Raw genomic sequence first — 25,568 nt, 5'->3', positions numbered from 1 at the left:
AAGGTGAGTCCCTGTGGGAGCGGCTTTAGTCGCGAGGTCCTAGGGCGAGTCCATGCGCGCGAAATAGCGGACGCGGCGCGCCAGTTCATAAGAAGGCTCGTGCCGCGTAGGTGAAGCCCATGAACGCGAGATGGGTTTCACCCATCCTACGAGCTTGGTACACCGCTTTAAGGGCCATGACCACTACTGCTGTGGCAACGGCATACCCATGTGGGAGCGAGCCGTGCGCGCGAAAAGATCGCGGGCATCGCCCGCTCCCACAGGTATGGTGCACGCGGCTGCATCAGCTCCATGGGGCGGGGCGTAGTTGAAACCCAGCTAGCGTTGATGGGTTTCACCCATCGTACGGGCCTTACCCCAGCAGGAACCTTCAATTACCGGCTGCGCAATTCTTCCAGGCGCTGACGCTGCTTCCCTTGCTTATCGAAATTATCGGGTGACAACCAGCGCACAAAGGCCTCGCGGCGCTGCGGCCATTCGCTGTCGATGATCGAGAACCAGGCGGTGTCGCGGTTCTGGCCCTTGATCACCGCGTGCTGGCGGAACAGACCCTCCTGGGTGAAACCCAGCCGTTCGGCCGCGCGCCTCGACCGGGCGTTACGCGCATTGCACTTCCATTCCAGGCGCCGGTTGCCGAGGCCGTCCATGGCGAGACGCATCAGCAGCCAGATCGCCTCGGTGGAGGCGGGTGAGCGCTGCATGGCGCGGCCAAAGGCGATATGGCCGATCTCGATGCAGCCATCGGCCGGGGCGATGCGCAGAAAGCTGAGCAGCCCCACGGCCCGCGCCGTGGCCTTGTCGATCACCGTGAAGAACAGCGGGTCATCGGTCGCCTGCTTGCCCGCGAGCCAGGTCTCGAAGGCGTCGCGGTCGGCGAACGGGCCGTAGGGCAGATAATCCCAGAGGGCCGGATCGCTTTCCGGGCCTTGCAGGGCATGCCATAAATCCTCGCCGTGGTGCTGTGCGTCGAGCGGTTCCAGGCGCACGTAGCACCCGTCCAGTAGCGCGCGGGGCGGTGGCGAGACGGGCTTCCAGTCGAGCAGACTGTTCTTGGTCATGGTCGGGCTCCTGTTCACAGCTTTTTGCGGTATTGCACGAGGCCGGGGCGCTCGGCGATGCGGTCGTACAGCTGCATGGCGGTGCTATTGCTCTCGTGGGTCAGCCAGTGCACCCGTGACGCGCCGGCAAGACGAGCCTGGGCGCAGACATGTTCGATCAGCCTGCGGCCAATGCCGCCGCCGCGCAGCTGCTCGTCGACGAACAGGTCCTGCAGGTAGCAGTAGTCGCCGCTGGTCCAGCAGGAGCGGTGGAAGATCCAATGCACCATTGCGACAGCATGGCCATCTTGCCAGGCCAGGGCCGCGTGCATCGGCTCACCGGCGGCGAGAAAGCGCTGCCAGGTCAATCTGCTGGTGGCCTCGGGGATTTCGGTGGCGTAGAAGCGCTGGTAGCCCTGCCAGAGGGGCATCCACGCGGCGTGATCGTCAGCGGTTACGGGGCGTATTTCCATGGTTCGGTCTCCTGTTATCGATCGGTCATGCGCTGCGCCAGGGCGCGGTCGCGAGGATCGAGGCTGGCGGCCAGGCCGCTGCGCACGCCGTGCTGATCAGCCGCGCTGCGGTTCTGGCCAAGTTTCCATTTGCCTTCCAGGCGCTCGATGGGCAGGGCGAAGCCGACGATGGCGCGCAGCATGCCGTCGATGTAATCCGGCGGCGCGTCGGCGATGGCCCAGGGCTGCGGGCGCGGTTGCTCGTGGCGGTCGGTCAGCTCGCGAAGCAGGGCCAGCAGGCGCTCGGCATCGTCGAATACTTCGGCGCGACCATGGGCATGTACGGCAATGTAGTTCCAGGTCGGCACCACCTTGCCGTGCTCGGCCTTGGCCGGGTACCAGGACGGGCTGACATAGGCATCGGCGCCGCTGAACATCACCAGGGCTTCACCGCCTTCGGCCAGCAGGCGGGCATGGGGGTTGGCCCGCGCCAGATGGCCGTACAGCGTGCCGTACTCGCCCTGCTCGGGGCGCAGCAGCAGCGGCAGGTGGCTGGCCTGCAGGCCGTTTTCGCCATGGCTGACCAGGGTCGCCAGGCGGCAGGCGCGGATCTCGCGGTGCAGGGTGGCGAGGTCGTTCTGGCGAAAGGCGGAGGGCGTGTACATGGCGCGTTCCTTCTGTGGACGCGGTTATCCTAGGCCTGCCATTGGTCTGTTGTAAGATCCATTCCTCGTGACTTTCATGGAGCCAATTGATGGCCGCCTCAGCATCGCTGCCCGTCGATCTCTCGGGCTTGTGCCTGCAGTCCGGCGCGGGCCTCTCGCGTCAGCTGTACCAGGCGTTGCGTGAACGCATGCTCGATGGCCGCCTGCCGGGTGGCACGCGCCTGCCGGCCAGCCGCCAGCTGGCGGAGCTGCTGGGGGTTTCGCGCAATACCGTCAACCGGGCGCTGGATCAGCTCCACGCCGAAGGCTACCTGCAGGGCCGGGTTGGCGACGGCACCTATGTCGCCGCCATCGCCGCGCTGGCGACGCCGCCTGCCGTCGCGCCCGAAGGCCGTGTCAGCGGCGCCGCCTTGCAGCTGCTCGATGCCCATCACCTGCCGCCGCCGCTACCGGGGCCGCCGCGGGCATTTCGGGTCGGTATACCGGCCTTCGATCTGTTTCCCTTCGATATTTGGGCCCGCCTGTCCGCGCGCTTCTGGCGCCGGCCCTCGGCCGCTCGCCTGGGCTACGGCGACCCGGCCGGCGACTGGCAACTGCGTGAACTGATCGCCGTCTACCTGCGCAGCAGCCGCGGCCTGCAGTGCGACCCGGCGCAGATCGTCATCACCTGTGGCGCCCAGCAGGCGATCAGCCTGTGCACCCAGCTGTTGCTGCAGCCTGGTGACCGGGTCGCCATGGAGGACCCTGGTTACCGTGCTGCCGCCCATGCCTTCAGCGTTGCCGGGGCGCGGCTGGCGGGTATCGGCATCGACGCCGAGGGTCTGGATGTCGCTGCACTGGAGCGGGCAGGGCAGTGCCGGCTGGCCTACGTCACGCCGTCGCACCAATACCCGACCGGGGTGACGCTGTCGCTGCCCAGACGCCTGGCCCTGCTCGACTGGGCCGAGCGCAACGACGCCTGGATCATCGAGGACGACTACGACGGCGAGTACCGCTACAGCGGTACGCCCCTGGCGCCCCTGGCGGCGCTGGATCGCGGCCAGCGGGTGCTGTACGTCGGCACCTTCAGCAAGATCGTCTTTCCGGCACTGCGCCTGGGCTACCTGGTATTGCCGCCGCGTCTGGCCCAGGCTTTCGCCAGGCGCCGCGCGGTGGACATGCGCCATTCGGAAATCGGCACCCAGGCGGTGATGGCCGAATTCATCGCTGCCGGGCATTTTCAACGGCATATCCGCCGCATGCGCAATGCCGCCCGAGCCCGGCGCGACGCCCTGCTTGCCGGCTGGCCGGAGTCCGTGCCCGGCTGCGCGCCGCTGCCAGAGGTGCATGCCGGCCTGCACCTGAGCGTGCGCTGTGACAGCCTGGCCCGCGAGCAGGCGCTGATCGCCGCGGCGGCTAGGGTTGGCGTGGAGATCAATCCGCTCAGCGTGCAGTGGCTGCCCGAGGGCAATACAGCGCCGGATCAGCGCGGCGGGTTGGTGATGGGCTTTGCGGCGGTGCCGGAACAGGCCATCTTTGAGGCGCTGCAGGCCCTGCGCAGGGCCTGGAGATTACCGGGTTGAATTCAGATCTGCCGTTGCTTGGGCTTCTGATCGTCGCCTGGCGGCTCGATGCCCCAACTGCCGTCCAGGTACCAGTCCTCGCCGAACAGTTCGATGGGGTGCTGGGTGCGACTGGCACCATTGCCGCACTCCAGATCGGTGGCGCTGCAATAGCGGTCGCAGCCCCAGCAGATGCGCTCGGGGTTGACGGGTTGCAGGGGAAATTTCTTGGCCATGGCGCGCGCTCCTCAGGGCTTTGCCTGCAGCCTAGCGCGGTACGGCAAAGACCCTTTGACCGGGATCAAGGCTGATCCCGATCAAAGGGCCGCTGGTCAGGCGGGGCGTGGCTCTTCGCTGTTTTCCTGGCCGGCGTTCTGGCGCAGCTTCTTGGCGCGTTTTTCCAGCACCAGGTAGACCACGCAGGCCACTACCAGGGGTAGCAGGAAGTAGATCGCCCGGTAGCCGATCAATGCGGCGACGATGCTGCCCTTGGACATCTCGTGCTGCAGCATGGCGATGAACACCGCCTCGATCACCCCCAGGCCGGCCGGGATATGGGTGATCACGCCGGCGATGCTGCTGATCATCAGGATGCCCAGGATGGTCGGGTAGAAGGCGTCCTCAGGCAGCAGCAGGTAGATGATCAGCGCCATCAACGACCAGTTCAGGGCACCGAGGCCTGCTTGCAGCAAGGCCATGGGCAGGGCCGGCAAGGTCAGTTCGTGGCCGCGAATAGTCCAGCTGCGGCGGCTGGAAAACTGGCAGGCCAGCAGGTAGCCGATACCGACCACGAGCAGGGCCAGGCCGATGATGCGTAGCCCGGTGGCGCCGATCGCCCAGCCTTCGGGCAACTTCAGCAGGCCAAAGGTGAACAGCACGCCGGCCAGCAGGATATAGCCCAGCCAGTTGGTGATCAGGCTCATGCTGAGCACTCGGGTGATGGTCGATACCTTCAGGCCGAGGCGCGAATAAAGGCGATAGCGCAGGGCCACGCCGCCGACCCACGAACTCAGGTTGAGGGTGAAGGCGTAGCACACGAAGGTCAGTGGCAGCACCTGGCGCGCGGGCAGGCCGTGCTGGGTGTAGGCGCGGCCGATCAGGTCGAAGCTCGAGTACACGGCGTAGCTCAGCACGGTGACGCCGACCGCGGCGAGCAGGATGCTGGTGCTGTAGCCGCGCAGTGCCTGGCTGACCTCCTGCCAGTCGAGATTCTTGACCAGCATGAACAGCAGCACCGGTACCAAGATGAAGAAACACAGGGTCAGCAGGCGCTTGGCCCAGCGCCATGCAGGTTTGCCCTGCTTGTCATCGGCATTGCTCACGAGGCTTTCTCCTGGTCGACCTGCAGGGTGCCGCATTGCGGCGCTTCAACATCGGGTTTGAGCAGCTTGAGCCGCGGGGAATGCGCCGGGAACCAGCCCGCGATGGCCGGGAAATGGCGCAGGAAGTGGAAGCACAGGAAGATCAGCGGCGCGCGCCACCAGTAGCCGCGCATCACCCGCTGCAGGGGTACCGACTTGCAGCTCGACGCGGCGAGTTGCGACAGGTGCTCGTACAGGCGCCGATTGAGCGCCGGGTCGCGGATGATCACGTTGGCTTCCAGGTTGAGCGACAGGCTCAGGGGGTCGAGGTTGCTCGAACCCACGGTGCACCACTCATGGTCGGCCAGGGCGACCTTGCCATGCAGCGGGCGTTGGCAGTATTCGTAGATGGTCACGCCATCGCGCAGCAGGTAGTTGTAGGTCAGCCGCGAGCACAGGCGCACCAGGGGCATGTCCGGCTGGCCCTGCAGGATCAGCGTCACCTTCACGCCCCGGCGCGCGGCGTTGCGCAACTCGCGCAGCAGGCGATAGCCGGGGAAGAAGTAGGCGTTGGCGACGATCAGCCGATGCTGGGCGTTGCGTATGGCGTCCAGGTAATGCTGTTCGATGGTGTTGGTGTCGTCGCCATTATCCCGGATGGTCATCAACAGGCGGCTGTTGCCGGCATGCCGGTGCTGGCCCGGCTGGTTGACCCGGCGCTTGGCCACCTCGCGGTCGTCACGCGCTTCGAGCAGGCGTTCGGCGGCGGTGTGCAGGTCGGCGACGATCGGGCCGCGCACCCGCACTGCATAGTCCTGCTTGGCCATCGGGCCATAGTCGCCGAGGTGATCGGCACCAAAGTTGATGCCGCCGATGTAGGCGATTTCACTGTCGACCACCACGATCTTGCGGTGCAGGCGGCGGAACAGATTGGTGCGCATGCCCAGCAGGCGCTTGCCGGGGTCGAACATGTGAACGCGCACCCCGGCGGCGGTCAGCGCGGCAACGTATTCGGTGGACAGGTCGGCGGTGCCGTAGCCATCCACGGTGATCTCCACGCTGGCGCCATTGCGGGCCGCGGCGATCAACGCCTGCTGCAGCTCCATGCCCACCTTGTCTTCGAAGATGATGAAGGTTTCCAGCAGCACTTCCTGCCGGGCGTTGCGGATAGATTCGAACACGGCGGGGTAGAATTCCTCGCCGTTGATCAGCAAATCGACCTGGTTGCCATCACGCCAGTCGTACTTCATAGCCGTATCTCCACAGCCAACGGTGCATGATCCGACAGGTGCGTCCAGGGTCGGGTCGACAGCACCTGCGGGTTGTGAGTGGTCGCGTTGCGTACATAGATGCGGTCCAGGCGCAGCAGTGGCCAGCGCGCTGGGAAGCTCTTGGCCGGCTTGCCATGTTCGCTGACGAAGGCCTCTTTCAGGCCGCTGGCGGCCAGCAGCCCATCGGCGCGCTGGCGCCAGTCATTGAAGTCGCCGGCGACGATCACCGGCGCATCGCTGGGCAGCCGATCCAGTATCTTGCAGAGCAGGCCGAGCTGCTGCTTGCGGTGGATCTCGCGCAGGCCCAGGTGCACGCAGATGGCATGCACTTCGGCATGCCCCGGCACATCGAGTACCGAATGCAGCAGGCCGCGTTGCTCCTGGGTACCGATTGAGATATCGAGGTTCTCGTGACGCAGGATGGGAAACTTGGAGAGCAGCGCATTGCCGTGGTCGCCGTGGGGATAAACGGCGTTGCGGCCATAGGCGAACTGCGGCCACATGCTGTCGGCGAGAAACTCGTATTGGGGAGTGGGTGGCCAGTTCTCGTAGCGTTTGGCGTGGTGCTCGTGCGTGCCATGCACCTCCTGCAGGAACACCATGTCGGCCGACAGCGTGCGCACCGCATCGCGCAGCTCGGGGAGGATGAAGCGGCGGTTCAGGGCAGTGAAGCCCTTGTGGGTGTTGACGGTGAGAATCTTCAACGTATGCACCGCGCTGGCCAGCTCCGTGGGTGCCGGTTGGTGGGTGGTCATGAACTTACTCCTGGCGACCGGCCGGGCGCGTTGGGCAACTCCCCGGCCAGGTCGAACTTCTGTAAAAGCGCATAGGCGTCGTAAGGCGCGCGTACCTTGAGGTCGTTATCGAAGTAGCAATAGACATCGCGTGAAGCGCGGGCGCGGGGCTTGCGGGCATCGATCAGCTCGGCGTCGTCCGGTTGCTGGCCGCGGCTCCAGGTGGCGATGCGCTGGTGCCAGTGATCGATGGCCTGCTCGTCGTAGCCGCTTTCGTAGAGTTTCTTGTTGCCGTGCAGGCGCAGGTACACGAAGTCGCTGGTCAGGTCTTCGGCATACGGCCATTTACCGGCGCTGTCGGCGAATACCAATGCCACCTTGTGCTTGCGCAGCAGCTTGATGAAGGCCGGGTCGCGAAAGCTGGGGTGGCGGATTTCCACGGCGTGGCGCAACGCCTGGTGGTGGGGCACCTGCAGGCTGCCGTCGTGGTGGCGATCGGCGCGACGCGCGCAGCGCACCGCATGCTCGGTGTCCTTTGGCAACAGGGCCAGGAAATCGGCGAAACGCTGCTCGTCGAAGGCCATGCTCGGCGGGAATTGCCAGAGGAACGGCCCCAGCTTGTCACCCAGCTGCAAAGGCCCAGAGGCGAAGAAGTTGGCGATGGGCGTGGCCACGTCATCGAGGCGTCGGATATGGCTGATGTAGCGCGGCGCCTTGACCGCGAAGCAGAAACCGTCCGGGGTCTCGGCGGCCCAGCCGGCGTAGCGCTCGGGGGTCTGCAGGGCATAGAACGAGCCATTGATCTCGATGCTGCTCACCGCCCGTGAGGCGAACGCCAGCTCCTCGCGCTGCTTCAACCCCTCGGGGTAGAAGTCGCCGCGCCAGGGCGCATAGCGCCAGCCGGAAATGCCGATATGAATGCGCTTCACTGCAGATCACCCCTAGCCAGCAGGCCAACGCGCAAATGCCGGTGCGCGTCTTGTTTCCGCGTTGGCCTGGTCATCGCTCAGTGTGCGCCAGTGACGCGGCGCAACAGATCGACGCTGGCCTGCGGATCGTCGCTCAGGGCCAGGTTGCCCAGTGACACCACGCCAACCAGGCGCTTGTCGCGGTTGAGCACCGGCAGGCGGCGCAGCTGGTTATCCCCCATGTTGCGGGCCACCTCGCGCACATCTTCGTCCTCGAAGCAGTAGCGGATCTCGCCGCTCATCACTTCGGAAATCGGCGTTTCGCCAGGCATGCCGGTGGCCACGGCGCGAATGGTGATGTCACGATCGGTGATCATGCCAACCAGGCGGTCGTCCTGGTTGACCAGCAGGGCGCCACAATCGATGCGCGCCATCATCGCGGCGGCTTCGTGGATGGTCTGGCTCGGCGTGATGGTCTGCACGCCGCGGGTCATGATATCGCTGACTTTCATACTGTCCTCCTGGCGGTGGTCGAGGAGCGAGTGCCCGGGCGCAGCAAGCGCACGGGCGTCGTTAAATTTCCGACTGGAGCGGCCAGGAGGCGGTTCAAGGTTTTTGCCGCAGGTGCGGCGGGGCTAGGGCCCGTGGCGGCTGCCGCGCGAGCGCTGACAGCGCCTAGCGCAACGAACGCAGGTAATCACCGAAACCGCCGCGGGCTCGGCAATCCAGGCGCGCGCTGGTGTAGACCCGGGGCAGGGCGCTCCAGGCGATGCTGGCGCCGACGCGCTCGAAGTCGGCGACCAACTGCACGTCTTCGTTGACGACGATCTCCTGGAAACCACCGGCACGGCGATAGGCCTCGGCACTGAACGACAGGTTGGCGCCGTGGATATGGCGATGGCCGTCGTGATCCTGGTAGGCGCTCAGGTAGCGGCGTTGCACGCCGTCATCGAGCTCGCCCCACTCGACGACCTCCACGGTGCCGCATATCACGTCGGCTTCGAGCTGCTGCTGGCGCAGCAGCCAGTCGGCAGCCACCTGACTGTCGGCATCGGAGCAGGCGATCCAGCTGGCGCCGCGGGACAACTGCCAGGCCACGCCTGCGGCGCGTGCCCGACCGACATTGCGCGCCTGCAGGGCCAGGGTCTCGACCGGGTAGCTGGCCGCCACGCTGGCCGAGCCGTCGTCGCAACTGTCGAGCACCACCAGGATGCGTACCGCTACATCCAGTTCCGGATGGGCGGCGGCTTCGAGCAGGGCGTCGAGGCAGGCGTTCAGGTGCTGTTCTTCGTTGTGCGCGGGAATGACGATGCCGATCAAGCGGGCGGCTCCAGGCTGGTATCCGGTGCCAGACCTTCGCGCTGGGCAACCGAGGTGGCGTCGGTCGCCCAGACCTCGAGCAGCAGATCGGCATCTTCGTGGCGCAGCAGGCGCGGCAAGCCGAGCCGTTCGTGCAGGCGCCGATGGACTTCATCACCGCTCAGCGGGCACTCGTCGATCGGCCAGCGCCAGTGGCAGGCGAGCAGGTTGCCGCCAGGGTTCAAGGCGGCCCTGGCGGACTCGATCAGGCGATCGAGGTCCTGCTCGTCGAGGTAGTAGCACAGTTCGCTGAGCACGATCAGGTCGAAGCGCCCCTGTGGCCACTGTTGCGGCAGACGGGTCTGCAGCAGGCGCACGTTACTGCGGTGGGCCAGGCGATTGCGCGCCAGTTCCAGGGCGATGGCCGAGGTGTCGCTGCACAGCAGCTGGGTGCAGCGTTCGGCCAGGCGCGCGCTCAGTTCGCCGTTGGCGCAACCCGGCTCGAAGATGCTGCCGTAGTGGCTGCGCGGCAACACGGCGAGGGTCAGGTTGCGCTTGCGTTGCTCGTACCAGCGTTCGCGGAACGACCAGGGATCTTCGCTGCTGCGGTAGAGCTTCTCGAAGTAATTGTCGGCGACGCTCATAGAAACACCACCTCGAACGGCTGCTGCAGGCGTTCCACCGCCGTGCTGGAAAGCACCGGCTCATGACCGGTGTCGGGATCCTCGTAGAGCTGGCTGGCAAAGGCCTGGATGGCATGACGCTTGCGCGCCTGCATCCATTTGTCCAACTGCAGCTTGCGCGCGCGCTCCCAGGGAATGCGCGGATCCTCGGGGCTCGCCCAGTGCCAGGCCCAGATCGGTATCTCGTGGGCCCGCGCGCCGCATTCCAGAGCTGCGCTCAGGGCGGCACGGCCAACCGCCTCGTGGTCGGCATGGCCATCCTCGCGCCAGGTGGCGAACACCACGTCGCTGGGTTGCAGGTAGGTTTTCAGGAACTCGCGCAACGCTACTTCCGCTGCCGCGACACCGGTGTCCGGAAAGCCGCCATGCACCCATTGCACCTGGCTGGGCGGTAGGCCAAGACGCTTGAGGGCGTCGGCGCTTTCCTGGGGACGCACGATACTCAGGCGCTGCGGTGTCCAGTAGCCGGAGCCCGGATGGCTGGCGGCGCCATCGGTCACCGAGATCAGCAGGATCTGTCGCTGCGCCCGGGCCAGCAGCTGCAACAGGCCGCCGCTGCCAAGCACCTCGTCATCGGGGTGGGGGGCGATGATCACCGCGCGGCTGCCCTCGGGCACCAGTTGCGTGCAGTCGACATCGGCGACCTGGGCCAGGCGCTGAGAAGCTTTCCAGGCCTGTGGCGAGGTGCCCTGGCCCTGGATGGGGTTGGCGTTCATAGCGTCCAGCTCTCTTGTGGTTGGTGTGCAGCGAGCTGGCCGAGGGCCGCCAGGTCGCGTTCGGCGTGGCTCTGGCGCAGGAACACCGGCAGGTCGGCGAGCAGCCTCGCCAACCGTGCATCGCGGCAGTACGGGGTCGCGCCCAGAGCGCGGCCGACATGTTCGATCACCGCCGTGGCGCTGTACTCGACGACGGCGCGCACGCGGCGCACCGGAAGTTCGGCATCGGCCGCAGGGTTGGCGTCGATCCAGCCGGCGCAGTCGCGCAGGGCACTGGCGGCGGCCACGAGGGCGCTGTCCAGGTGGCCGAGATGGGCGAGGGCATGGGGCTCGTCGCGCTCGGCGCAATGCCTGCGCAGCGCTTCACCCAGGACGGCCGCCGCGCCGTACCAACAGGCCGCGATACCCGCGCCGCCTTGCCAGAACCCGGGGCGGGCGAGGTAGCCATGGGGTGGGCCGATCAGCTGGCCGTAGGCAGCTTCGAAGCCGATCTCGACGCTCTGGGTGGCGGCCATGCCCACGGCCTGCCAGCCTTCTCCGGTAATCCGTACGCCAGGCTGCCCCAGGGCCACGGCTACCAGCTGCTGTTCGCCGCGGGCGTTCCAGGCGGTGAGCAGGCCGTGGCTAAGTACCGTGGCGCCCGAGCACCAGGCCTTGCGACCGTGCAGGCGCACGCTGCCATCACGCTGCTCGGCTTCCAGCGTCACCCGGGCCTCGGATGGTTCGGCAGCCCACATGCCCCAGGTCGACCGCGCCGGCACTGGCGCACCGTAATGCCGGAGGATCGCCAGGGCGTCGGTATGGCCTTCGTAGAGTTTGCACAGGCTCAGGTCCCGTGCGGCGACCGTGGCCAGCGCCTGCCAGCGTTGCAGGGTCTGACCACCGCCGGGTTGGGGTAATTGGTCGAGGCCCTCGTCGCACAGCTGTTGCAGTGCTTGTACGAGTGCCTCGGGGTGTTGCAGGGCAGGGTGCGGCAACTCGTTCAGCAGGGCCTGGAGGCGTTCTACAGAACGAGTACCGCTCCCGATCATGCCACTTTTTCCTTCTGCAGCTCGAAGAGCACCAGCGAACGATGGGTGACGGTGAACTCGTCGCCGAACTGGAAGGTTTCGTCTTCCGGTTCATCGCTACGGTTGGTATCGAGCATGCACGTCCAGTGGCTGCCCTGGGCGACTTCCGGCAGGCGGAAATTGACCACGTCATGGTGCGAGTTGACCACCATCAGCAGGGTCGCGTCGGCGCCGCTACGGCGGATGCCGGTCGGCTGGGCACGGCCATCGAGCAGCATGCCCATGCAGCGTGCATGCGGGTCGTGCCAGTTTTCCTCGCTCATCTCCTCGCCGTTGGGGGCCAGCCAGGTGACGTCCTTGACGCCCAGCTCCTCGTTGTAGGCGCCGACGAAGAAGCGCCCGCGACGCAGGATCGGATAGCTCATGCGCAGCTTGATGACCCGGGTGACGAAGGCCTGCAATTGCTTGCCATGCTCGCTCAGATCCCAGTTGATCCAGCCGATTTCGCTGTCCTGGCAGTAGGCGTTGTTGTTGCCGTGCTGGGTACGTGCGAACTCGTCACCGGCCACCAGCATGGGCGTGCCCTGGGCGAGAATCAGGGTGGCCATGAAGTTGCGCATCTGACGGAAACGCAGGTCGTTGATGGCCTCGTCATCGGTTGGCCCTTCGACGCCGTGGTTCCAGGACATGTTGTTGTTGCTGCCGTCCTGGTTGTTCTCGTCGTTGTCCTCGTTGTGCTTGTCGTTGTAGGAGACAAGGTCATTGAGGGTGAAACCGTCGTGGGCGGTGATGAAGTTCACCGAGGAGAACGGCCGGCGACCACGCTGGTTGTACAGGTCGCCCGAGGCGGTCAGGCGGCTGGCCAGCTCGGCCAGTTGGCCTTCGTCGCCTTTCCAGAAGCTGCGCACGTTGTCGCGGAACTTGTCGTTCCACTCCGCCCAGCCTGGTGGGAAACCGCCGACCTGGTAACCGCCGGGGCCGCAGTCCCAGGGTTCGGCGATCAGCTTGACCTTGCTCAGCACCGGATCCTGGCGACAGGCGACCAGGAAGCTGTGACGCTCGTCGTAACCGTCGTGGTGGCGGGCGAGAATGGTCGCCAGGTCGAAGCGGAAGCCGTCCACACCCATCTCGGTAGCCCAGTAACGCAGCGAGTCGGTGACCATCTGCAGCACGCAGGGGTGGCTCAGGTCCAGGGTGTTGCCGGTGCCCGAGTCGTTGATGTAGTAACGCTTGTCGTCGGGCATCAGCCGGTAGTAGCTGGCGTTGTCGATACCGCGCATCGACAGGGTCGGGCCCAGCTCGTTGCCTTCGGCGGTGTGGTTGTAGACCACGTCGAGAATCAGCTCGAGGCCGGCGTCGTGCATGTGCGCGGCCATCTCCTTGAACTCGTTGATGTGGCCGCTGGCCAGGTAGCGCGGGTGTGGCGCGAAGAAGCCGATGCTGTTGTAGCCCCAGTAGTTGTTCATGCCCTTTTCCAGCAGGTGCTGGTCATTGACGAAGGCATGGATGGGCAACAGCTCCACCGACGAGACGCCGAGCTTGCGGATGTGCTTGATCACGTCGGCGTTCATCAGGCCGGCGAAGGTGCCGCGCTTGTCCTCGGCTACCGACGGGTGACGCATGGTCAGGCCGCGCAGGTGGGCTTCGTAGAACACCGTCTTGTCCCAGTCGACGCGGTGGCTGCGGTGCTTGCCCCAGGTGTAGGCCGGGTCGATGACCTTGCACTTGGGCACGAAGGGCGCGCTGTCACGCTCGTCGAAGCTGAGGTCGCCATCGGGATGGCCGATCTCGTAGCCGAACAGCGCTTCGGACCATTTCAATTCACCGACCAGCTGCTTGGCGTAAGGGTCGATCAGCAGCTTGTTGGGGTTGAAGCGGTGGCCGGCTTCCGGCTCGTACGGGCCGTACACACGGTAGCCATAGATCAGCCCCGGGTGTGCATCGGGCAGATAGCCGTGCCAGATCTCGTCGGTGTACTCCGGCAATTCGATGCGCTCGAGTTCTTCAAGACCATCGGGATCGAAGATGCACAGCTCGACCTTGGTGGCATGGGCCGAGAAGAGCGCGAAGTTGACGCCCAAACCATCCCAGGTCGACCCCAACGGAAAGGGTTGACCTTCGGTTATACGCGAGCGTGGTTGACTCATTCTGGGTGGCTCCTGGTATCAGGCCTTGGGCTTCTTGGCGGCAGGCTTGGCGGTAGTGCTGGGCTTGGCCTTGGCGGGTGCCTTGGCCGGTTTGAGCAGGGCAGGCTTCTCGGCTTCAGCCTTGGGCGCTGCCTTGCTGGCGCGTGATTTGATCGGTGCGGCAGTCGCTGCCTCGCCGGCAGCGGCCTTGGGCTTGCTCACGCGCTTGGCTGGAGTCTTGCCGGGTGTCTGCTCGGCTTCGACCAGCTTGGTGGCCATTTCCCAATGACGCTTGGCCTGGCCATGGGGTTTCCCTTCGGATTCCCAGATCTGGTAGGCGAATTCACGGATGCGGTCTTCTTTTTTTGCGCTCATGGGTGTGACTCCTGAGAAGGGCTATGGGCGATCAGCAAATTGACGGGGACATCGCGCAGCACGTCGCGCAAGGCGATGTGAGTGCTGGTTGGCAGTGGTGGGGCAGCAGAATCGAATGCGCTGTGCAGGGCCATGCCGGCCAAGGTGGCGGGCAGGGCGATACGGGTGTCGCCCCACTGGTCGGCATCGATCAGCGGCATCGGGCTGTCGCCCAGCAGCGCAGCGCTCAGGCGCGGCACCACGACGACGACATGCTGCTCGCCCAGGCTGCGCAGGAAGGCGACGACCCTGTCGGCCTGCTCGCCCTCGACCTTCAGCGGCTGATAACCGCCCTCGGCGAACAGTTGCTGGTGCGCCTTGCGCAGGTTCAAGGTGGCGGCGATCAGCGCCTGTTTGACCTGACCGTCGTGCCAGTGCCCGAGGGCCTGGGAGAGCGGTTGAGCAGTATTTACGGCCTGCTGGCGGGCGGCAAAATCCACCGGGCGACGGTTATCCGGATCGACCAGAGAGAAGTCCCAGAACTCACAACCCTGATACAGATCGGGGACGCCCGGCACGCTCATGCGCAGCAGGCTCTGGGCCAGGCTGTTCAACGCGCCGGCCGGGGCGAGCTGGGCAGCTGCGGTACGGATCTCGGTGCGCAGCGTGGCACCCTGCGCGGTGCCCAGCAGGGTCTGCAGGTAGCTTCGGCAGGCCTGCTCGTAACGCTCGTTGGGGTTGCTCCAGGTGCTGCGCAACTTGGCTTCGCGCACGGCCTTTTCCTGCCAGGCAACCAAGCGCTCGGTGAGGCGCTGCAGGCCATCGCTGTCATCGGCCTGCAAGTCCAGTGGCCAGCAGGCGAGCAGGATCTGCAGCAGCATCAGCTCGTCCCCCGGCGACGGCGCCAGGCCATCCTCGAGTTCTTCGCGCAGCGGCGCGGCCATGTCACGCCAGCGGCGGCAGCGTTCGGCAAACCACTCGGCGCGTTCGCTGAGCACGGCGAGGCGGGCGCGGGTGTCTTCGCCGCGCTTGTGGTCATGGGTCGCGGTGGTCAGCAGGTTGGCCGGAAAATGCCGGGCGCGCTCCACGCAACCCTCATGGAAAGCCTCGATGGGCGCGCTGAATTGCTGCGGGTCGAAGCCCACGTCGTTGCGCGACAGCAGCACCGCGCTGCGGTAGCAGGCGGTGTCTTCCACAGCCTTGGCAGCTGCCGGCGAAGTGAGTTGCTGGAAGCGCTCGATCATCTTTGTCCAGAGCTTGCGCTGCGGGCTAGGCGCCAGGGTGGAAAGCGCCTTGCCGCCCAGCCAGTTGTCGAGATGGTCGAGCAAGGGCCAGTCGGCCTCTGCCAGGGTGCCGCGGGCACCTTCCAGGGCCTGATCGAACACCGCCTGGTCACTGGCACTGCGGCCGGCTGCCGACACGTAGGTGCGGTACACCGGGAAGTGCACGATCAGCTCCAGCAGGGCGCGACGAATGGCGCCCAGGGTCAGGTCGCGGGTGGCGATGTCGTCGCGGGCGATCAACAGCAGCCCCTGGGCCAGTGCTTCGAGGTCTCCTGCCAGGGAGGTGGTCAGCACCAGCTGACGCGCCTCGCGTACCTCGGCCATGAAGTCGGCATCGCGGCCGCTGGTTTCGCTCCACAGCTGCGCGAGAACCGACTCGCCATCGGGCGCATGTTGCAGCAGCGACACCTGGTTCATGAATTCGTAGCCAGTGGTACCGTCCACGCCCCAGTCGCGCGGCAGCTGCTCACCCTCGCCGAGGATCTTCTCGACGTAGATCGGGAAACGGCCGGTCCGAAGCTCTGCCGGGCGTCGGGGCAGCAGGCGCTCGACCCGGCGGCGCAACTTGCGGCAGTAGGCGCGGGGGTTGGCCAGGCCGTCGACGTGATCGATACGCAGGCCATCGACCAGGCCGGTTTCGATCAGCTCGAAGATTTTCGCGTGAGTCGCTTCGAACACGTCGTGGCGCTCGACCTTGAGGCCGCCCAGTTCGTTGATGTCGAAGAAACGCCGCCAGTTGATGTCGTCCGCCGCAGTGCGCCAGCTGGCCAGGCGATAGTGCTGGCGTTCGAGCAACTGGTGCAGGGCTTCGAAGTGCTGTCCGTCGACAGGGCGCAGGCTGGCCAGCGCACATTCGATGGCGTCCCCGGCCTTGCTGGCCAGGGCGACCAGTTCGCGAAACAGCACGCGAGCCTGGCGCTGGCTTTCGGGGCTGTCGTCCAGCGCTGCGAAGCGCTTGCCCAGGGCCTGCAACTCCGGATGACCACTGTGCTGCAGCACATCGCCGTAGGTCGGCGGGTTGAGCGGGAAGCGGTGGTCGTAATGCTTGGCATAGAGCAGGCCGCGCTGGGCGTCGAAGTGCAGTTCGATCTCCCCGGCTGCCAGCACCTCGCCGTAATCGCTGCGCAGGAAGGGCACCAGCAGCTGGCCGCGCAGCAGCGGGTCGTGGGACTCCCAGTGGATGTCGAAGAACTTCGCGTGGGCGCTGCTGGCGCCCCATTCCAGCACGTCCAGCCACCAGGGGTTGGCGTCGCCACCCACCGCCATGTGGTTGGAGACGATATCCAGGATCAGCCCCATGCCCTTGCCGCGCAGGGCGGCAACCAGGCGCTGCAGGGCCGCTTCGCCACCCAGCTCCGGGTTGACGCGGGTCGGGTCGACCACGTCATAGCCGTGCATGGAGCCTGGCCGCGCGGTCAGCAGGGGCGAGGCGTAGATATGGCTGATGCCCAGGCGCGCGAAATAGTCGACCAGTGGCACCGCGTCATCGAGGGTGAAGCCCTTGTGGAACTGCAAGCGAACGCTGGCGCGCAACTCAGTCATGGCCGATGCCCTCGACCAGGTTGCGGGCCCACTGCAGACGTTGCAGGCGGTGGGCCACTGCCGGCGCATCGAGCATGCTGTCGGCATGCTCGGCCCAGCGCCGGCGCCAGTTCGGGTGTTCGTCGCCGGGGCCTGGCAGGTTGGGTTGTTCGCTGGCGGCCATGGCGTCTTCCAGGGGCAGCAGTACCAGCGGTGCGGGTGTGCTGCCGATAAAGGCGATGCTGGCGTCCAGTTGCTGGTCGTCATCCATCTGTTCTGCTGTGGCGTGGCCATGCTCGTGCAGGGCCTGGTGCAGTGCTCGGGTTTCTTGGGCGCGCAATTGGTGATCCTGCTTGGTGTAGTCGTCGCTGCGGTGGCCCGCAGCCTGGCGCCAATGAATGTCGCGGGAGGCGAGCCAGCCGCGAATGCTCGGCAAATCATGGGTGGTGGTGGTGGCCAGGGCGTCGCGCGGCCAGTTGGCCGGGGCGTTGAAGTGGCCATCGCTCTGTTCGAACAGCAGTACGCGCATGCCAAGGATGTTGCGCGCGGCCAACTCTTCGCGCAGGCCATCGGGCACCGTGCCCAGGTCTTCGCCGACGATCAGCGCGCGGTGGCGCTCGGCCTCCAGGCACAGCAGGCGCAGCAGATCCTCGGAGGGATAATTGAGGTAGGCGCCGGCGGAAGAGTCTTCACCCGCGGGGATGACCCACAGGCGGCGCAGAGTCATCACATGGTCGATGCGCATGCCGCCGGCGTGGGCCAGGTTGGCGCGCAACATCTCGATGTAGGCGCGATAACCGTTCTGCTGCAGCCCCTGGGGCGAGAATGCCGATACGCCCCAGTTCTGCCCGGAACGATTGAGAATGTCCGGCGGGGCGCCAACGCTGACCGATTGCAGCAACTCCGCCTGCCGGCCCCAGGCCTGGCTGCCGGAGGCATCTGCGCCGACGGCCAGGTCGGCGATCAGCCCGATGCTCATGCCGGCCTCTCGCGCGGTGCGCTGGGCGCCATGCAGACAGCGGGCGATCAGCCATTGGGCGAAGGCATGGAATTCGATTTCGTGCTGATGGCCGTCGCAGAACTGCTCGACCGCATCGCTGGCCGGGTCACGGTACTGCTCGGGCCAGGCACGCCAGTCCACCGGCAGCCCGTTGAGGTCCATGAAGCTGCGCAGCGCCTCGAAGCGGCAGTGCTGGCGCAGGGCATCGCCGCCGGCCTCGCGGAAGGCTTCGAAATCGGCCTGCAAGGGATGAATGCTGGCGGCAAAGTCGGCATGCAACTGACGCAGAATCTGCATCCGCGCACTGGCGACCCCTGGCCAGTCGATCAGCTCCAGGCTTTCCAGGCGTGCCAGTTCTTCACCCAGGCCGCAGGTGCGAATCGCCTGCTGCAGCGCTGCTTCGCCCAGCACCGTGGCAGGCGCGGCATGCAGCACGTTGAAGAACAGGCGGCTGGAAGGCGAGTAGGGGCTGAAGGTGTGCAGGTTGGCACTGAACATGGCGTGCATCGGGCTGATCGCCATGGCGTCGGCACCACGCTGCGCAGCGCTGCGCAGCAGGGCCTCGAGGGCCTGGGTATCACCCAGGCCGCCATCACCCGGGCGGCGCAGCGAATACAGTTGGGCGCTGAGGCCCCAGATCTTGGCATCTGCCCGGCCCGCCAGCTCGGCGACGCTGGGGCAGGCAGCAGGCGCCACGGCGAGGGTCACTTCGCCGCCGGCGATGCGCAGCGAGTGGTAGCCGGTGGTGCCTATCACCGGCAGGCGGCCACTGTCGTCCAGCCGCCCTTCGAGGCACTCGCCCTGTTCCAGTTGCAGCTCGAACGGCGTACCGGGCGGAAAATAGCGGGTCAGATCCAGCGCCTGCTGCTGGTCGAGGGTGACCAGCGGGCCGAGAGCCAGGCTGTCGTGACGCTGTTGCAACTGCGCCAGGCTGGCTTCGATCTGCTCATCGTCTGCGGCTGGGTAGCCAAGGGCCTCGAGCAGGCGACGCTGGTGTTCGGGTTTGACCGATTGCGTATTGCCGTCGGCGTCTACCCAGTCGACGCTCAGGCCCGCGGCTTTACTCAGTTCTGCCAGGCGTGCATCGCTCATTGGGCGGCCTCCAGCAAGACGCGGACGCTGTGCGCCGGCAAGTGATTGCCCGCGGCACGGTAGCTGAACAATGTCTGCGCGCTCTGCGGCGCCGCCGCTTCGACCGGCTCGCTCCCCAGGTTGAGGGCGATATGCAGCACCTGCCCATCGCCGAGCTGCCAGCTGGCGGCGACGGCTGCTTCGCCCAGTACCTGGCTTTCCAGGGCCTGGCTGCCTTGCAGGCGCGGCACGATATGCTGGTGGCGCAGGCTCAGCAGCTGGCGGTAGAACGCCAGCCAGGCTTGCCCGTCCGCCGCTTCGCGGCTGTGGTGGTCAGGGGTGGAGGTTTCGAAGGTGCTGACGTCGTTGGGCGCTGGAATGGCCTGGCCGGAAAACTTGGAGAAGTCCTTGAATTCGTTCTGGCGGCCCTTGCGTACCGCTTCGCCGAGCTCGTCATTGTGCGAGGTGAAGAACTGGAACGGCTGCTCGCTACCCCATTCCTCGCCCATGAACAGCAGCGGAATCATCGGGCTGAGCAGCAGCAGGGCGGTGGCGCTCTTCAGCGCGTCATCATCGGCCAGGCTGCGCAGACGCTCACCGACCGCGCGGTTGCCCACTTGGTCGTGGTTCTGCAGAAACAGCACAAAGGCGCTGGGCGGCAAGTGGCCGCTGCTGCTGCCGCGTGGCGTGCCGTGGCGGGTGGTCTCGCCCTGATAGATGAAACCTTCGCGCAGGCAGCGCGCCAGCTTGTGGGTGGCATCGCCGGCGAAGTCGGCGTAGTAGCCTTCGTGTTCACCGGTCAGCAGGTGGTGCAGCACGTTGTGGCCGTCATCGTTCCACTGCGCCACGAAGCCCTGCTGCAGCAGTTCGGCGTCGTTGTGTTCGTTCTCCAGCACCAGGTGCAGGTGCCGCGAGGTGGGGATGGAAGCATGCAGCCGTTCGGCCAGCTCCAGGAGGAAGTCGCGCTCACCGATGGCGTGCACGGCGTCGAAGCGCAGCCCGTCGACCCGATAGTCCTGCACCCACATCAGGGCGTTATCGATGAAATAGTCGCGCACCTGGCGGCGGCGGAAATCGATGGCCGGGCCCCAGGGGGTGTGCACGTCTTCGCGAAAGAAGTCACTGGCGTACTGGCCCAGGTAATTGCCATCGGGGCCGAAGTGGTTGTACACCACATCGATGAATACCATCAGGCCCAGCTCGTGGGCGCGGTCGATCAGCGCGCGCAGCTGATCCGGGGTACCGTAGGAGGAATCCGGCGCGAACGGCAGCACACCGTCATAGCCCCAGTTGCGTCCACCCGGGAACTCGCCCAGTGGCATCAGTTCGATGGCGGTGACGCCCAATTCGGCAAGCTCTGGCAGCTTCTCCTGCACGGCCTGGTAACCGCCCAGGGTGCCGACGTGCAGCTCGTAGAGCACCGTTTGCGCCCAAGGGCGGCCCTGCCAGTCGTTGCTGCGCCAGCTGTACTGGTGCGCATCGGCAACCCGGCTGGGGCCGTGCACGTCATTGGCTTGCCAGCGCGATGCCGGATCCGGCACCAGCAGATCGCCGTCGATCAGGTAGTGATAGTCGGTACCTGCCGCCACCGGCAGGCTGGCGGTAAACCAGCCATCGCCGGCTGCCGTCATGTCGTGCTGCGTGTCCTGCAGTTTGATCGCCACACTGCCGGCATCTGGAGCCCACAGCGAAAAGTGGGTATGGCCATTAGCGTCCGGCCACGCACCGTGTCTTCGTTTTGTTTCAACCATCACACCAGTTTCCCACCCGATTTTTGTGCAGCGAGCAACTTGCGATACAGCGCCGCATAGGGCTCCACCGACTGCTTCCAGTACAGCGGCGCGGCCATGGCATGGGCGCGCATGGCGTTGAGCAGCTCCGGATTGCGGTGGATCGCCATGGCGCGACGTACTGCTGCCAGGTAGCTTTCAGTGCTGGATTCGTTGAACAGGAAGCCGTTGACGCCGTCTTCGATGGTGTCCTTCAGGCCGCCAGTGGCACGGGCGATCGGCAGCGAGCCGAAGCGCTGGGCGTACATCTGGCTGAGGCCGCACGGCTCGAAGCGCGAGGGCATCAGCAGGAAATCGCTACCGGCGAACATGCAACGCGCATCGGCCTCGTTGAAGCCGACGTTGGCGCCAACCTTGCCGGGGTGACGGCGTGCCAGTTCGCGAACGGCTTCCTCGAGATGTTCCTCGCCCCGCCCGATGATAGCGATGCGACCGCCCTCGGCGACGATGGCGTCGGCGATCTCCAGGGTCATGTCGATGCCTTTCTGCTGCACCAGGCGCGAAACCACGGCGAACAACGGGCCGTCGCTCTGCTCGAGGCCAAACATCTGTTCCACGTGACGGGTGTTGGCGCGCTTGCCTTCCCAGTCATGCACGTCGAAGCCCTGTACCAGGTGCGGGTCATTGACCGAGTCCCAGCTGTCGTCGATGCCGTTGGGAATGCCGCTGAGCTGGTTGAGGCGTACCTTGAACTGCAGCATGCCTTCCAGGCCGCAGCCGAATTCCTGGGTGGTGATCTCGCGGGCGTAGTTGGCACTCACGGTGGTGACGTGATCGGAGTACACCAGGCCGGCCTTGAGAAACGACAGGCGACCATAGAACTCCATGCCCTGATGGCCGCAGGCCGAGGAGGGCAGGCCCAGTTCCGGGCTGCATTCCAGGCTGCACAGGCCCTGGTAGGCGAGGTTGTGGATGGTGAACACGGTCGGTGTCTGCAGGCCGCGCCAGCTCATGTAGGCCGGGGCGAGGGCGGCAGGCCAGTCATTGGCGTGCACGACTTCCGGGCACCAGCTCAGGCAGGCGGTGCCCGCGGCGATTTCGGCGGCTGCCAAGCCCAGGCTGGCGAAGCGGATGTGATTGTCCTGCCAGTCGCGGCCATGGGCATCGGCATAGGGCGTGCCGTCACGGTCGAACAGTTCGGGGCAGATCAGTACGTAAACGATCAGTCCATCGGGTAGGGTCATGCAGCCAATGCGCGCCGGCGGCAGGGCGGCATGGCCGGGCACGCTGCCGACGTCACGGATCGCGTGGCCGCTCTGCAGCACCTGGCGGTAGCCAGGGATCAGTACACGCACGTCGTGGTCGGCATTCATCGCACGCGGCAGCGAGGCGGAGACATCGCCCAGGCCGCCAACCTTGATCAGATCGGCCAGTTCGGGGCTGACGAAGAGAATCTTTTTCTTGATCGCGTGCAGATTGGTAATCGTGTTATGTGGTTTCAGAGGTGTTTCTACCGAGACCGACTGGTCAAATCGTGTTGCCGCAACAGCATTTCCCATACCATCCTCCGCTCGATTCTGTCCTTGACTCGTAAATAATTCGTTCGCTTGCTCGCCGACGGGAATATGCCGCCCTGTCTTTCCATTTGGTTGCCGTGTCGGGGCAGGAGGAAAAGCTGCTTGCTGGTGATTAATTCCCACGTAGTTGATGACCCAGCACGCGAATAAGAAGTTTCGACTATTTTTGCGACCGCGCCCGGTTCCCGGGGAACTAATGGGCAGCAGCAGATTTCGCTGCCATTGGCGGGTAAGTCGTGGGGTTTCGGCTGCGATGGACGGTTTAGGGCAACACTTCGAAGGGTTGATGCCCCGCTCTATGAGGGGCTTTTCAGCGTATAGGTGGCAGTCGGGCGACGAGCGGTCGTACCGGGCTCTGGAGAGTGGCTTGTACAAGAGCTGGACAATTCCTGGACAACTAAGCGAGCAACTAAGCGTGGCGAGAAGTTGCGGTTATTTTGAATGATCGAACAATTAACTATGTTGGAGGTTTTATTGTGAAGTGAATGTTCGATATTTCATGTCGAGAGTGAAAGTGCCATCACTGGGTACGCGTGGTGAGTAATTCGTAAAAACCTACGGTAAAGCCTTTGAATACGGCCTTTTCAGCAGGTGTGCAGTTTGTGGTGAAGAGCGGCCGCTGTCCGGCGAGCAACTCTGGGTGTTGCAGATCACGAACGCTTCCAGGCGAGCCGACGCCCGTGACAAGGTTCTGGTACTGTTGGCACGCCACTTTCGGTACCTTCCGGCCATGAACCTCGACACGCGCATCAAATTCCGCCATCTGACCTGCTTTCTCGAGATCGCCCGCCAGCGCAGCTTTGCCAAGGCCGCCGATGCCCTGGCGGTCAGTCAGCCGGCCATCTCCAAGACACTCAAGGAGCTGGAAGGGATTCTCGATGCATCGCTGTTCGAGCGCGGCAAGGCCGGGGTCAGCCTGACCTCGGCAGGGCTGGCTTTCATGCGCTATGCCGGCCCCTGCGTGCAGGCGTTGCGCGATGGCATGGCCAGCCTGCGCAGTGGCGAGCACGACGCCGGGCAGGTACGCGTCGGTGTATTGTCGACCGTGGAAAGCCTGTTGATCCCCGAGGTGGTGCGCCGCCTGCACGAACGGCACGCGGCCCTGGTGATAAGCGTCGCCACCGGGCCGGGCGCCTACCTGCTGGCGCAACTGCGGGTCGGCGAACTCGATCTGGTGGTCGGGCGCATGACCGACAGCCCGGATATCCAGGGCCTGACCTTCGAGCACCTGTACAGCGAGTCAATGAGCCTGGTGGTACGCCCCAAGCACCCGCTGCTGGCGTTGGGGGATGCCGGCCTCGCCCAGCTGGGTGATTACCCCGTGGTGCTGCCGCTGGCCGGCACCACCATCCGTCGCTACGCGGACAGCCTGTTCGTCCAGTGTGGCGTGCCCCAGCCGCGCCAGCGCCTGGAAACCCTCTCACCAGCGCTCAGCCGCCGCTACGTGCAGCAGAGCGATGCGGTGTGGGTAGCCCCGCTGGATGCCGTGCGTCTCGACCTGCACAGCGGCGAACTGGCCGAGCTGACCATCGGCATCCGCGAACCTGGTGGCTCGGTGGGCATCTGCAGTAATGCAGCGCTGCCCCTGTCGCTCGCCGCGCAGTGGTGCTGCGAGACGTTGCGCGAGCTGGCGGCAGAGCGAAACGGTTCAGGGCGGCCCTGACCGCTGTTTCCCACGCCGAAACTCGCCGTGCGCTCCGTTCGCGCAGCGCTGCGAATAACTGAACTCCAGGCGCCGCCTCGCTTTCCACTTTGAACATCCATGCCGCTGTCGACCGCTCCATGGGCCGAGCCGCCGCTTGCGTTCGCTCGGCGTATCGCTGCTGGAATTTCTAGAGGAGAACTTGATGGACTTGGGCTTGAGAGACCGTGTGGCATTGATCACCGGCGCGGCGGGCGGTATCGGTCTGGCGACCGCGCGCCTGCTGGCAGAGGAGGGCGTGATGCTGGTGCTGACCGACCGCGAGCAGGGCGCCTTGCAACAGTGCGCCGCGAACCTGGCCGGTGAGCCGCTGCTGATCGCCGCGGACATGACCCGGCAAGCCGAGGTCGATGACCTGGTTCGCCAGGCCATGGCACGCTTCGGTCAGGTCGATATCGTGGTGCATAGCGCAGGTGTCACCGGCGCCAAGGGCGACCCGCTGGAACTGTCGGACGCCGACTACCAGGAAGCCTGGGACACCGACTTCTTCACCGCCGTGCGCATCGCCCGGGCGACCGTACCGGCCATGCGCAAGCGCGGCTGGGGCCGGCTGGTCTGCATCACCTCGGAAAACGCCGTGCAGCCTTACTGGGACGAGGCCGTGTACAACGTGGCCAAGGCTGCGCTGGCGGCTTTCATCAAGAACCTGTCCTACAAGGAGGCCGCCCACGGCGTGCTGTGCAACACGGTCTCGCCAGCCTTTATCGAAACCGGCATGACCGACGGCATGATGAAAAAGCGCGCCGAAGAGATGGGCGTGAGCTTCGAGGAAGCGGTGCAGAGCTTCCTGAAAGAAGAGCGCCCGGGCATCGTCCAGCAGCGTCGTGGCCAACCCGAGGAAGTTGCAGCAGCCATCGCCTTGCTGGTATCGGCGCGCGCCTCATTCATCAATGGCAGCAACCTGCGCGTCGATGGTGGCTCGGTGCAAAGCGTGCAGAACTGAAGCCTAACCCGAAGCGCTTACACCTTGAGCTTTAAGCCCTACTTCGTGGACTTTGCAGCTAAGTGGCGGGAGCGGCCGTCCGGCCGCTTTCGCTTTTGATGTTCCTCACGCTACAAAATTAGCAGGCGACACCAATTCGCCCCTTCAGAAGGCCGAGCGCAATCGTTGCGGAGAGGGCCGGGCGGGCAGCCTTGAGCGACATGTATGTCGCGAGAGCCGCGATGGGCCATGGATGGCCCTTCGTGGGGGGGCGCCTAGGTCGGGCCCTCGGAGCAACGATGTAGCGAGGGAACCCCGGCGAAGCCGGGGCCGTATGCCGGGGCTAGACCTTTTGGTTTTTTTTGGCGCGGCCGGCCATCCGGGCGATGCCAAAAGAAACCCGCTCGACAGAGCGGAACCGAACGTCTCCACAACGCGATAACGCTGGCAAACCGCAGCTCACGCACGTATCTCGTGGAACGTAAAGAGCTCGCGGCTAAAGCCCCTCCCACGAGTTTCGCGAACGGCCGCTTCTGCCTTTTAGCTGCCGATCATCAAGCCTTGGTCGGCGGTTTGGCCGCCCGGCGATGTCATCTCGAATACCGGCCATCAATAACCTTCTGGTTATGTATGGCCGATGTTTTTTCAATAGGCGCCTTGCCCCC

Annotated in this window: 22 protein-coding genes; 3 read left to right on the top strand and 19 right to left on the bottom strand. The window is 65.4% G+C overall.

Annotated elements, in window-relative coordinates; translation table 11 throughout:
* Window positions 1–374: 374 nt before the first annotated feature.
* From BM154_RS01405 to BM154_RS01395, 3 genes are read right to left on the bottom strand one after another with little or no spacing between them, the layout of a single operon-like run.
* On the bottom strand, window positions 375–1,058 hold the full coding sequence (locus tag BM154_RS01405) for a GNAT family N-acetyltransferase (RefSeq protein WP_074880039.1): 684 nt from the start codon (window positions 1,056–1,058) through the stop codon (window positions 375–377).
* A 14-nt stretch (window positions 1,059–1,072) separates the two neighbouring features.
* Entirely contained in the window at window positions 1,073–1,510 is a 438-nt protein-coding gene (locus tag BM154_RS01400) for a GNAT family N-acetyltransferase (protein ID WP_074880036.1), read from the bottom strand.
* A 14-nt stretch (window positions 1,511–1,524) separates the two neighbouring features.
* Window positions 1,525–2,154: an FMN-binding negative transcriptional regulator gene (locus BM154_RS01395; protein ID WP_074880033.1), complete on the bottom strand. Its 630-nt coding sequence runs from the start codon at window positions 2,152–2,154 to the stop codon at window positions 1,525–1,527.
* Window positions 2,155–2,243: 89 nt separating this feature from the next.
* On the opposite strand from BM154_RS01395, the gene pdxR reads away from it, so the two are divergent.
* Window positions 2,244–3,716: a MocR-like pyridoxine biosynthesis transcription factor PdxR gene (gene pdxR, locus BM154_RS01390; RefSeq protein WP_074880030.1), complete on the top strand. Its 1,473-nt coding sequence runs from the start codon at window positions 2,244–2,246 to the stop codon at window positions 3,714–3,716.
* A 2-nt stretch (window positions 3,717–3,718) separates the two neighbouring features.
* Here pdxR and BM154_RS01385 read toward each other — a convergent pair whose 3' ends face one another.
* The 16 genes from BM154_RS01385 to glgA all read right to left on the bottom strand — a co-directional run bounded on the left by BM154_RS01385 (window position 3,719) and on the right by glgA (window position 22,261).
* The gene (locus tag BM154_RS01385; protein ID WP_074880026.1) at window positions 3,719–3,931 is read right to left on the bottom strand and encodes a DUF3079 domain-containing protein; all 213 of its coding nucleotides are present in this window, start codon (window positions 3,929–3,931) and stop codon (window positions 3,719–3,721) included.
* Between the two features lie 96 nt (window positions 3,932–4,027).
* Window positions 4,028–5,053, bottom strand: coding sequence for a lysylphosphatidylglycerol synthase domain-containing protein (locus BM154_RS01380; RefSeq protein ID WP_425272791.1), 1,026 nt, complete (start codon window positions 5,051–5,053; stop codon window positions 4,028–4,030).
* Complete coding sequence (clsB, locus tag BM154_RS01375; protein ID WP_074880020.1) at window positions 5,014–6,246, bottom strand: cardiolipin synthase ClsB; 1,233 nt, start codon at window positions 6,244–6,246, stop codon at window positions 5,014–5,016. The genes BM154_RS01380 and clsB overlap by 40 nt, the downstream gene beginning before the upstream one ends.
* A complete protein-coding gene (locus BM154_RS01370; protein WP_074880018.1) occupies window positions 6,243–7,022 on the bottom strand; it encodes an endonuclease/exonuclease/phosphatase family protein in 780 nt (259 codons plus the stop codon). The genes clsB and BM154_RS01370 overlap by 4 nt, the downstream gene beginning before the upstream one ends.
* Window positions 7,019–7,930 carry a DUF72 domain-containing protein gene (locus tag BM154_RS01365; RefSeq protein ID WP_074880015.1) on the bottom strand — a complete coding sequence of 304 codons (912 nt, stop codon included), beginning with the start codon at window positions 7,928–7,930 and terminating at the stop codon, window positions 7,019–7,021. Before BM154_RS01365 ends, BM154_RS01370 begins: the two co-directional genes overlap by 4 nt.
* Before the next feature lie 77 nt (window positions 7,931–8,007).
* Window positions 8,008–8,421, bottom strand: coding sequence for a CBS domain-containing protein (locus BM154_RS01360; protein ID WP_074880012.1), 414 nt, complete (start codon window positions 8,419–8,421; stop codon window positions 8,008–8,010).
* Window positions 8,422–8,584: 163 nt separating this feature from the next.
* Window positions 8,585–9,229, bottom strand: coding sequence for a glycosyltransferase family 2 protein (locus tag BM154_RS01355; RefSeq protein WP_074880009.1), 645 nt, complete (start codon window positions 9,227–9,229; stop codon window positions 8,585–8,587).
* On the bottom strand, window positions 9,226–9,852 hold the full coding sequence (locus tag BM154_RS01350; protein ID WP_074880006.1) for a class I SAM-dependent DNA methyltransferase: 627 nt from the start codon (window positions 9,850–9,852) through the stop codon (window positions 9,226–9,228). The genes BM154_RS01355 and BM154_RS01350 overlap by 4 nt, the downstream gene beginning before the upstream one ends.
* On the bottom strand, window positions 9,849–10,607 hold the full coding sequence (locus BM154_RS01345; RefSeq protein WP_074880003.1) for a PIG-L deacetylase family protein: 759 nt from the start codon (window positions 10,605–10,607) through the stop codon (window positions 9,849–9,851). Before BM154_RS01345 ends, BM154_RS01350 begins: the two co-directional genes overlap by 4 nt.
* Window positions 10,604–11,638: an acyl-CoA dehydrogenase family protein gene (locus BM154_RS01340; RefSeq protein WP_139225366.1), complete on the bottom strand. Its 1,035-nt coding sequence runs from the start codon at window positions 11,636–11,638 to the stop codon at window positions 10,604–10,606. Before BM154_RS01340 ends, BM154_RS01345 begins: the two co-directional genes overlap by 4 nt.
* Window positions 11,635–13,764: a glycogen debranching protein GlgX gene (glgX, locus tag BM154_RS01335; RefSeq protein WP_074880000.1), complete on the bottom strand. Its 2,130-nt coding sequence runs from the start codon at window positions 13,762–13,764 to the stop codon at window positions 11,635–11,637. Before glgX ends, BM154_RS01340 begins: the two co-directional genes overlap by 4 nt.
* Before the next feature lie 18 nt (window positions 13,765–13,782).
* Complete coding sequence (locus BM154_RS01330; protein WP_074879997.1) at window positions 13,783–14,118, bottom strand: DUF2934 domain-containing protein; 336 nt, start codon at window positions 14,116–14,118, stop codon at window positions 13,783–13,785.
* Complete coding sequence (locus BM154_RS01325) at window positions 14,115–16,922, bottom strand: malto-oligosyltrehalose synthase (protein WP_074879994.1); 2,808 nt, start codon at window positions 16,920–16,922, stop codon at window positions 14,115–14,117. The genes BM154_RS01330 and BM154_RS01325 overlap by 4 nt, the downstream gene beginning before the upstream one ends.
* Entirely contained in the window at window positions 16,915–18,993 is a 2,079-nt protein-coding gene (gene malQ, locus BM154_RS01320) for a 4-alpha-glucanotransferase (protein ID WP_074879987.1), read from the bottom strand. The genes BM154_RS01325 and malQ overlap by 8 nt, the downstream gene beginning before the upstream one ends.
* The gene (gene treZ, locus BM154_RS01315) at window positions 18,990–20,723 is read right to left on the bottom strand and encodes a malto-oligosyltrehalose trehalohydrolase (RefSeq protein ID WP_074879984.1); all 1,734 of its coding nucleotides are present in this window, start codon (window positions 20,721–20,723) and stop codon (window positions 18,990–18,992) included. Before treZ ends, malQ begins: the two co-directional genes overlap by 4 nt.
* Window positions 20,723–22,261 (bottom strand): glycogen synthase GlgA, encoded by a 1,539-nt coding sequence (glgA, locus tag BM154_RS01310; protein ID WP_074879981.1) that lies wholly within the window; start codon window positions 22,259–22,261, stop codon window positions 20,723–20,725. The genes treZ and glgA overlap by 1 nt, the downstream gene beginning before the upstream one ends.
* A 748-nt stretch (window positions 22,262–23,009) precedes the next feature.
* On the opposite strand from glgA, the gene pcaQ reads away from it, so the two are divergent.
* Both pcaQ and BM154_RS01300 read left to right on the top strand, forming a co-directional pair.
* Entirely contained in the window at window positions 23,010–23,942 is a 933-nt protein-coding gene (gene pcaQ / locus BM154_RS01305) for a pca operon transcription factor PcaQ (protein WP_074882295.1), read from the top strand.
* A gap of 184 nt (window positions 23,943–24,126) precedes the next feature.
* Window positions 24,127–24,924 (top strand): SDR family NAD(P)-dependent oxidoreductase, encoded by a 798-nt coding sequence (locus tag BM154_RS01300; protein WP_074879978.1) that lies wholly within the window; start codon window positions 24,127–24,129, stop codon window positions 24,922–24,924.
* Window positions 24,925–25,568 lie beyond the last annotated feature (644 nt).

Origin of the sequence: Phytopseudomonas argentinensis (assembly GCF_900113905.1) — a bacterium.
GTDB classification, from domain to species: domain Bacteria; phylum Pseudomonadota; class Gammaproteobacteria; order Pseudomonadales; family Pseudomonadaceae; genus Aquipseudomonas; species Aquipseudomonas argentinensis.
Note: the sequence above shows the minus strand (reverse complement) of the source record. Positions and strands in the feature narration are given on the sequence as shown.

What these genes read in the sequence shown, in the direction of transcription:
- BM154_RS01405 (WP_074880039.1), bottom strand. Translation starts at nt 1,058, where the DNA reads ATGACCAAGAACAGTCTGCTCGACTGGAAGCCCGTCTCGCCACCGCCC.
- BM154_RS01360 (WP_074880012.1), bottom strand. Translation starts at nt 8,421, where the DNA reads ATGAAAGTCAGCGATATCATGACCCGCGGCGTGCAGACCATCACGCCG.
- BM154_RS01380 (WP_425272791.1), bottom strand. Translation starts at nt 5,053, where the DNA reads ATGCGGCACCCTGCAGGTCGACCAGGAGAAAGCCTCGTGAGCAATGCC.
- glgA (WP_074879981.1), bottom strand. Translation starts at nt 22,261, where the DNA reads ATGGGAAATGCTGTTGCGGCAACACGATTTGACCAGTCGGTCTCGGTA.
- BM154_RS01325 (WP_074879994.1), bottom strand. Translation starts at nt 16,922, where the DNA reads ATGACTGAGTTGCGCGCCAGCGTTCGCTTGCAGTTCCACAAGGGCTTC.
- BM154_RS01300 (WP_074879978.1), top strand. Translation starts at nt 24,127, where the DNA reads ATGGACTTGGGCTTGAGAGACCGTGTGGCATTGATCACCGGCGCGGCG.
- BM154_RS01350 (WP_074880006.1), bottom strand. Translation starts at nt 9,852, where the DNA reads ATGAGCGTCGCCGACAATTACTTCGAGAAGCTCTACCGCAGCAGCGAA.
- BM154_RS01385 (WP_074880026.1), bottom strand. Translation starts at nt 3,931, where the DNA reads ATGGCCAAGAAATTTCCCCTGCAACCCGTCAACCCCGAGCGCATCTGC.
- pcaQ (WP_074882295.1), top strand. Translation starts at nt 23,010, where the DNA reads ATGAACCTCGACACGCGCATCAAATTCCGCCATCTGACCTGCTTTCTC.
- glgX (WP_074880000.1), bottom strand. Translation starts at nt 13,764, where the DNA reads ATGAGTCAACCACGCTCGCGTATAACCGAAGGTCAACCCTTTCCGTTG.
- BM154_RS01330 (WP_074879997.1), bottom strand. Translation starts at nt 14,118, where the DNA reads ATGAGCGCAAAAAAAGAAGACCGCATCCGTGAATTCGCCTACCAGATC.
- malQ (WP_074879987.1), bottom strand. Translation starts at nt 18,993, where the DNA reads ATGAGCGATGCACGCCTGGCAGAACTGAGTAAAGCCGCGGGCCTGAGC.
- BM154_RS01370 (WP_074880018.1), bottom strand. Translation starts at nt 7,022, where the DNA reads ATGACCACCCACCAACCGGCACCCACGGAGCTGGCCAGCGCGGTGCAT.
- clsB (WP_074880020.1), bottom strand. Translation starts at nt 6,246, where the DNA reads ATGAAGTACGACTGGCGTGATGGCAACCAGGTCGATTTGCTGATCAAC.
- BM154_RS01395 (WP_074880033.1), bottom strand. Translation starts at nt 2,154, where the DNA reads ATGTACACGCCCTCCGCCTTTCGCCAGAACGACCTCGCCACCCTGCAC.
- BM154_RS01400 (WP_074880036.1), bottom strand. Translation starts at nt 1,510, where the DNA reads ATGGAAATACGCCCCGTAACCGCTGACGATCACGCCGCGTGGATGCCC.
- pdxR (WP_074880030.1), top strand. Translation starts at nt 2,244, where the DNA reads ATGGCCGCCTCAGCATCGCTGCCCGTCGATCTCTCGGGCTTGTGCCTG.
- treZ (WP_074879984.1), bottom strand. Translation starts at nt 20,723, where the DNA reads ATGGTTGAAACAAAACGAAGACACGGTGCGTGGCCGGACGCTAATGGC.
- BM154_RS01340 (WP_139225366.1), bottom strand. Translation starts at nt 11,638, where the DNA reads ATGATCGGGAGCGGTACTCGTTCTGTAGAACGCCTCCAGGCCCTGCTG.
- BM154_RS01345 (WP_074880003.1), bottom strand. Translation starts at nt 10,607, where the DNA reads ATGAACGCCAACCCCATCCAGGGCCAGGGCACCTCGCCACAGGCCTGG.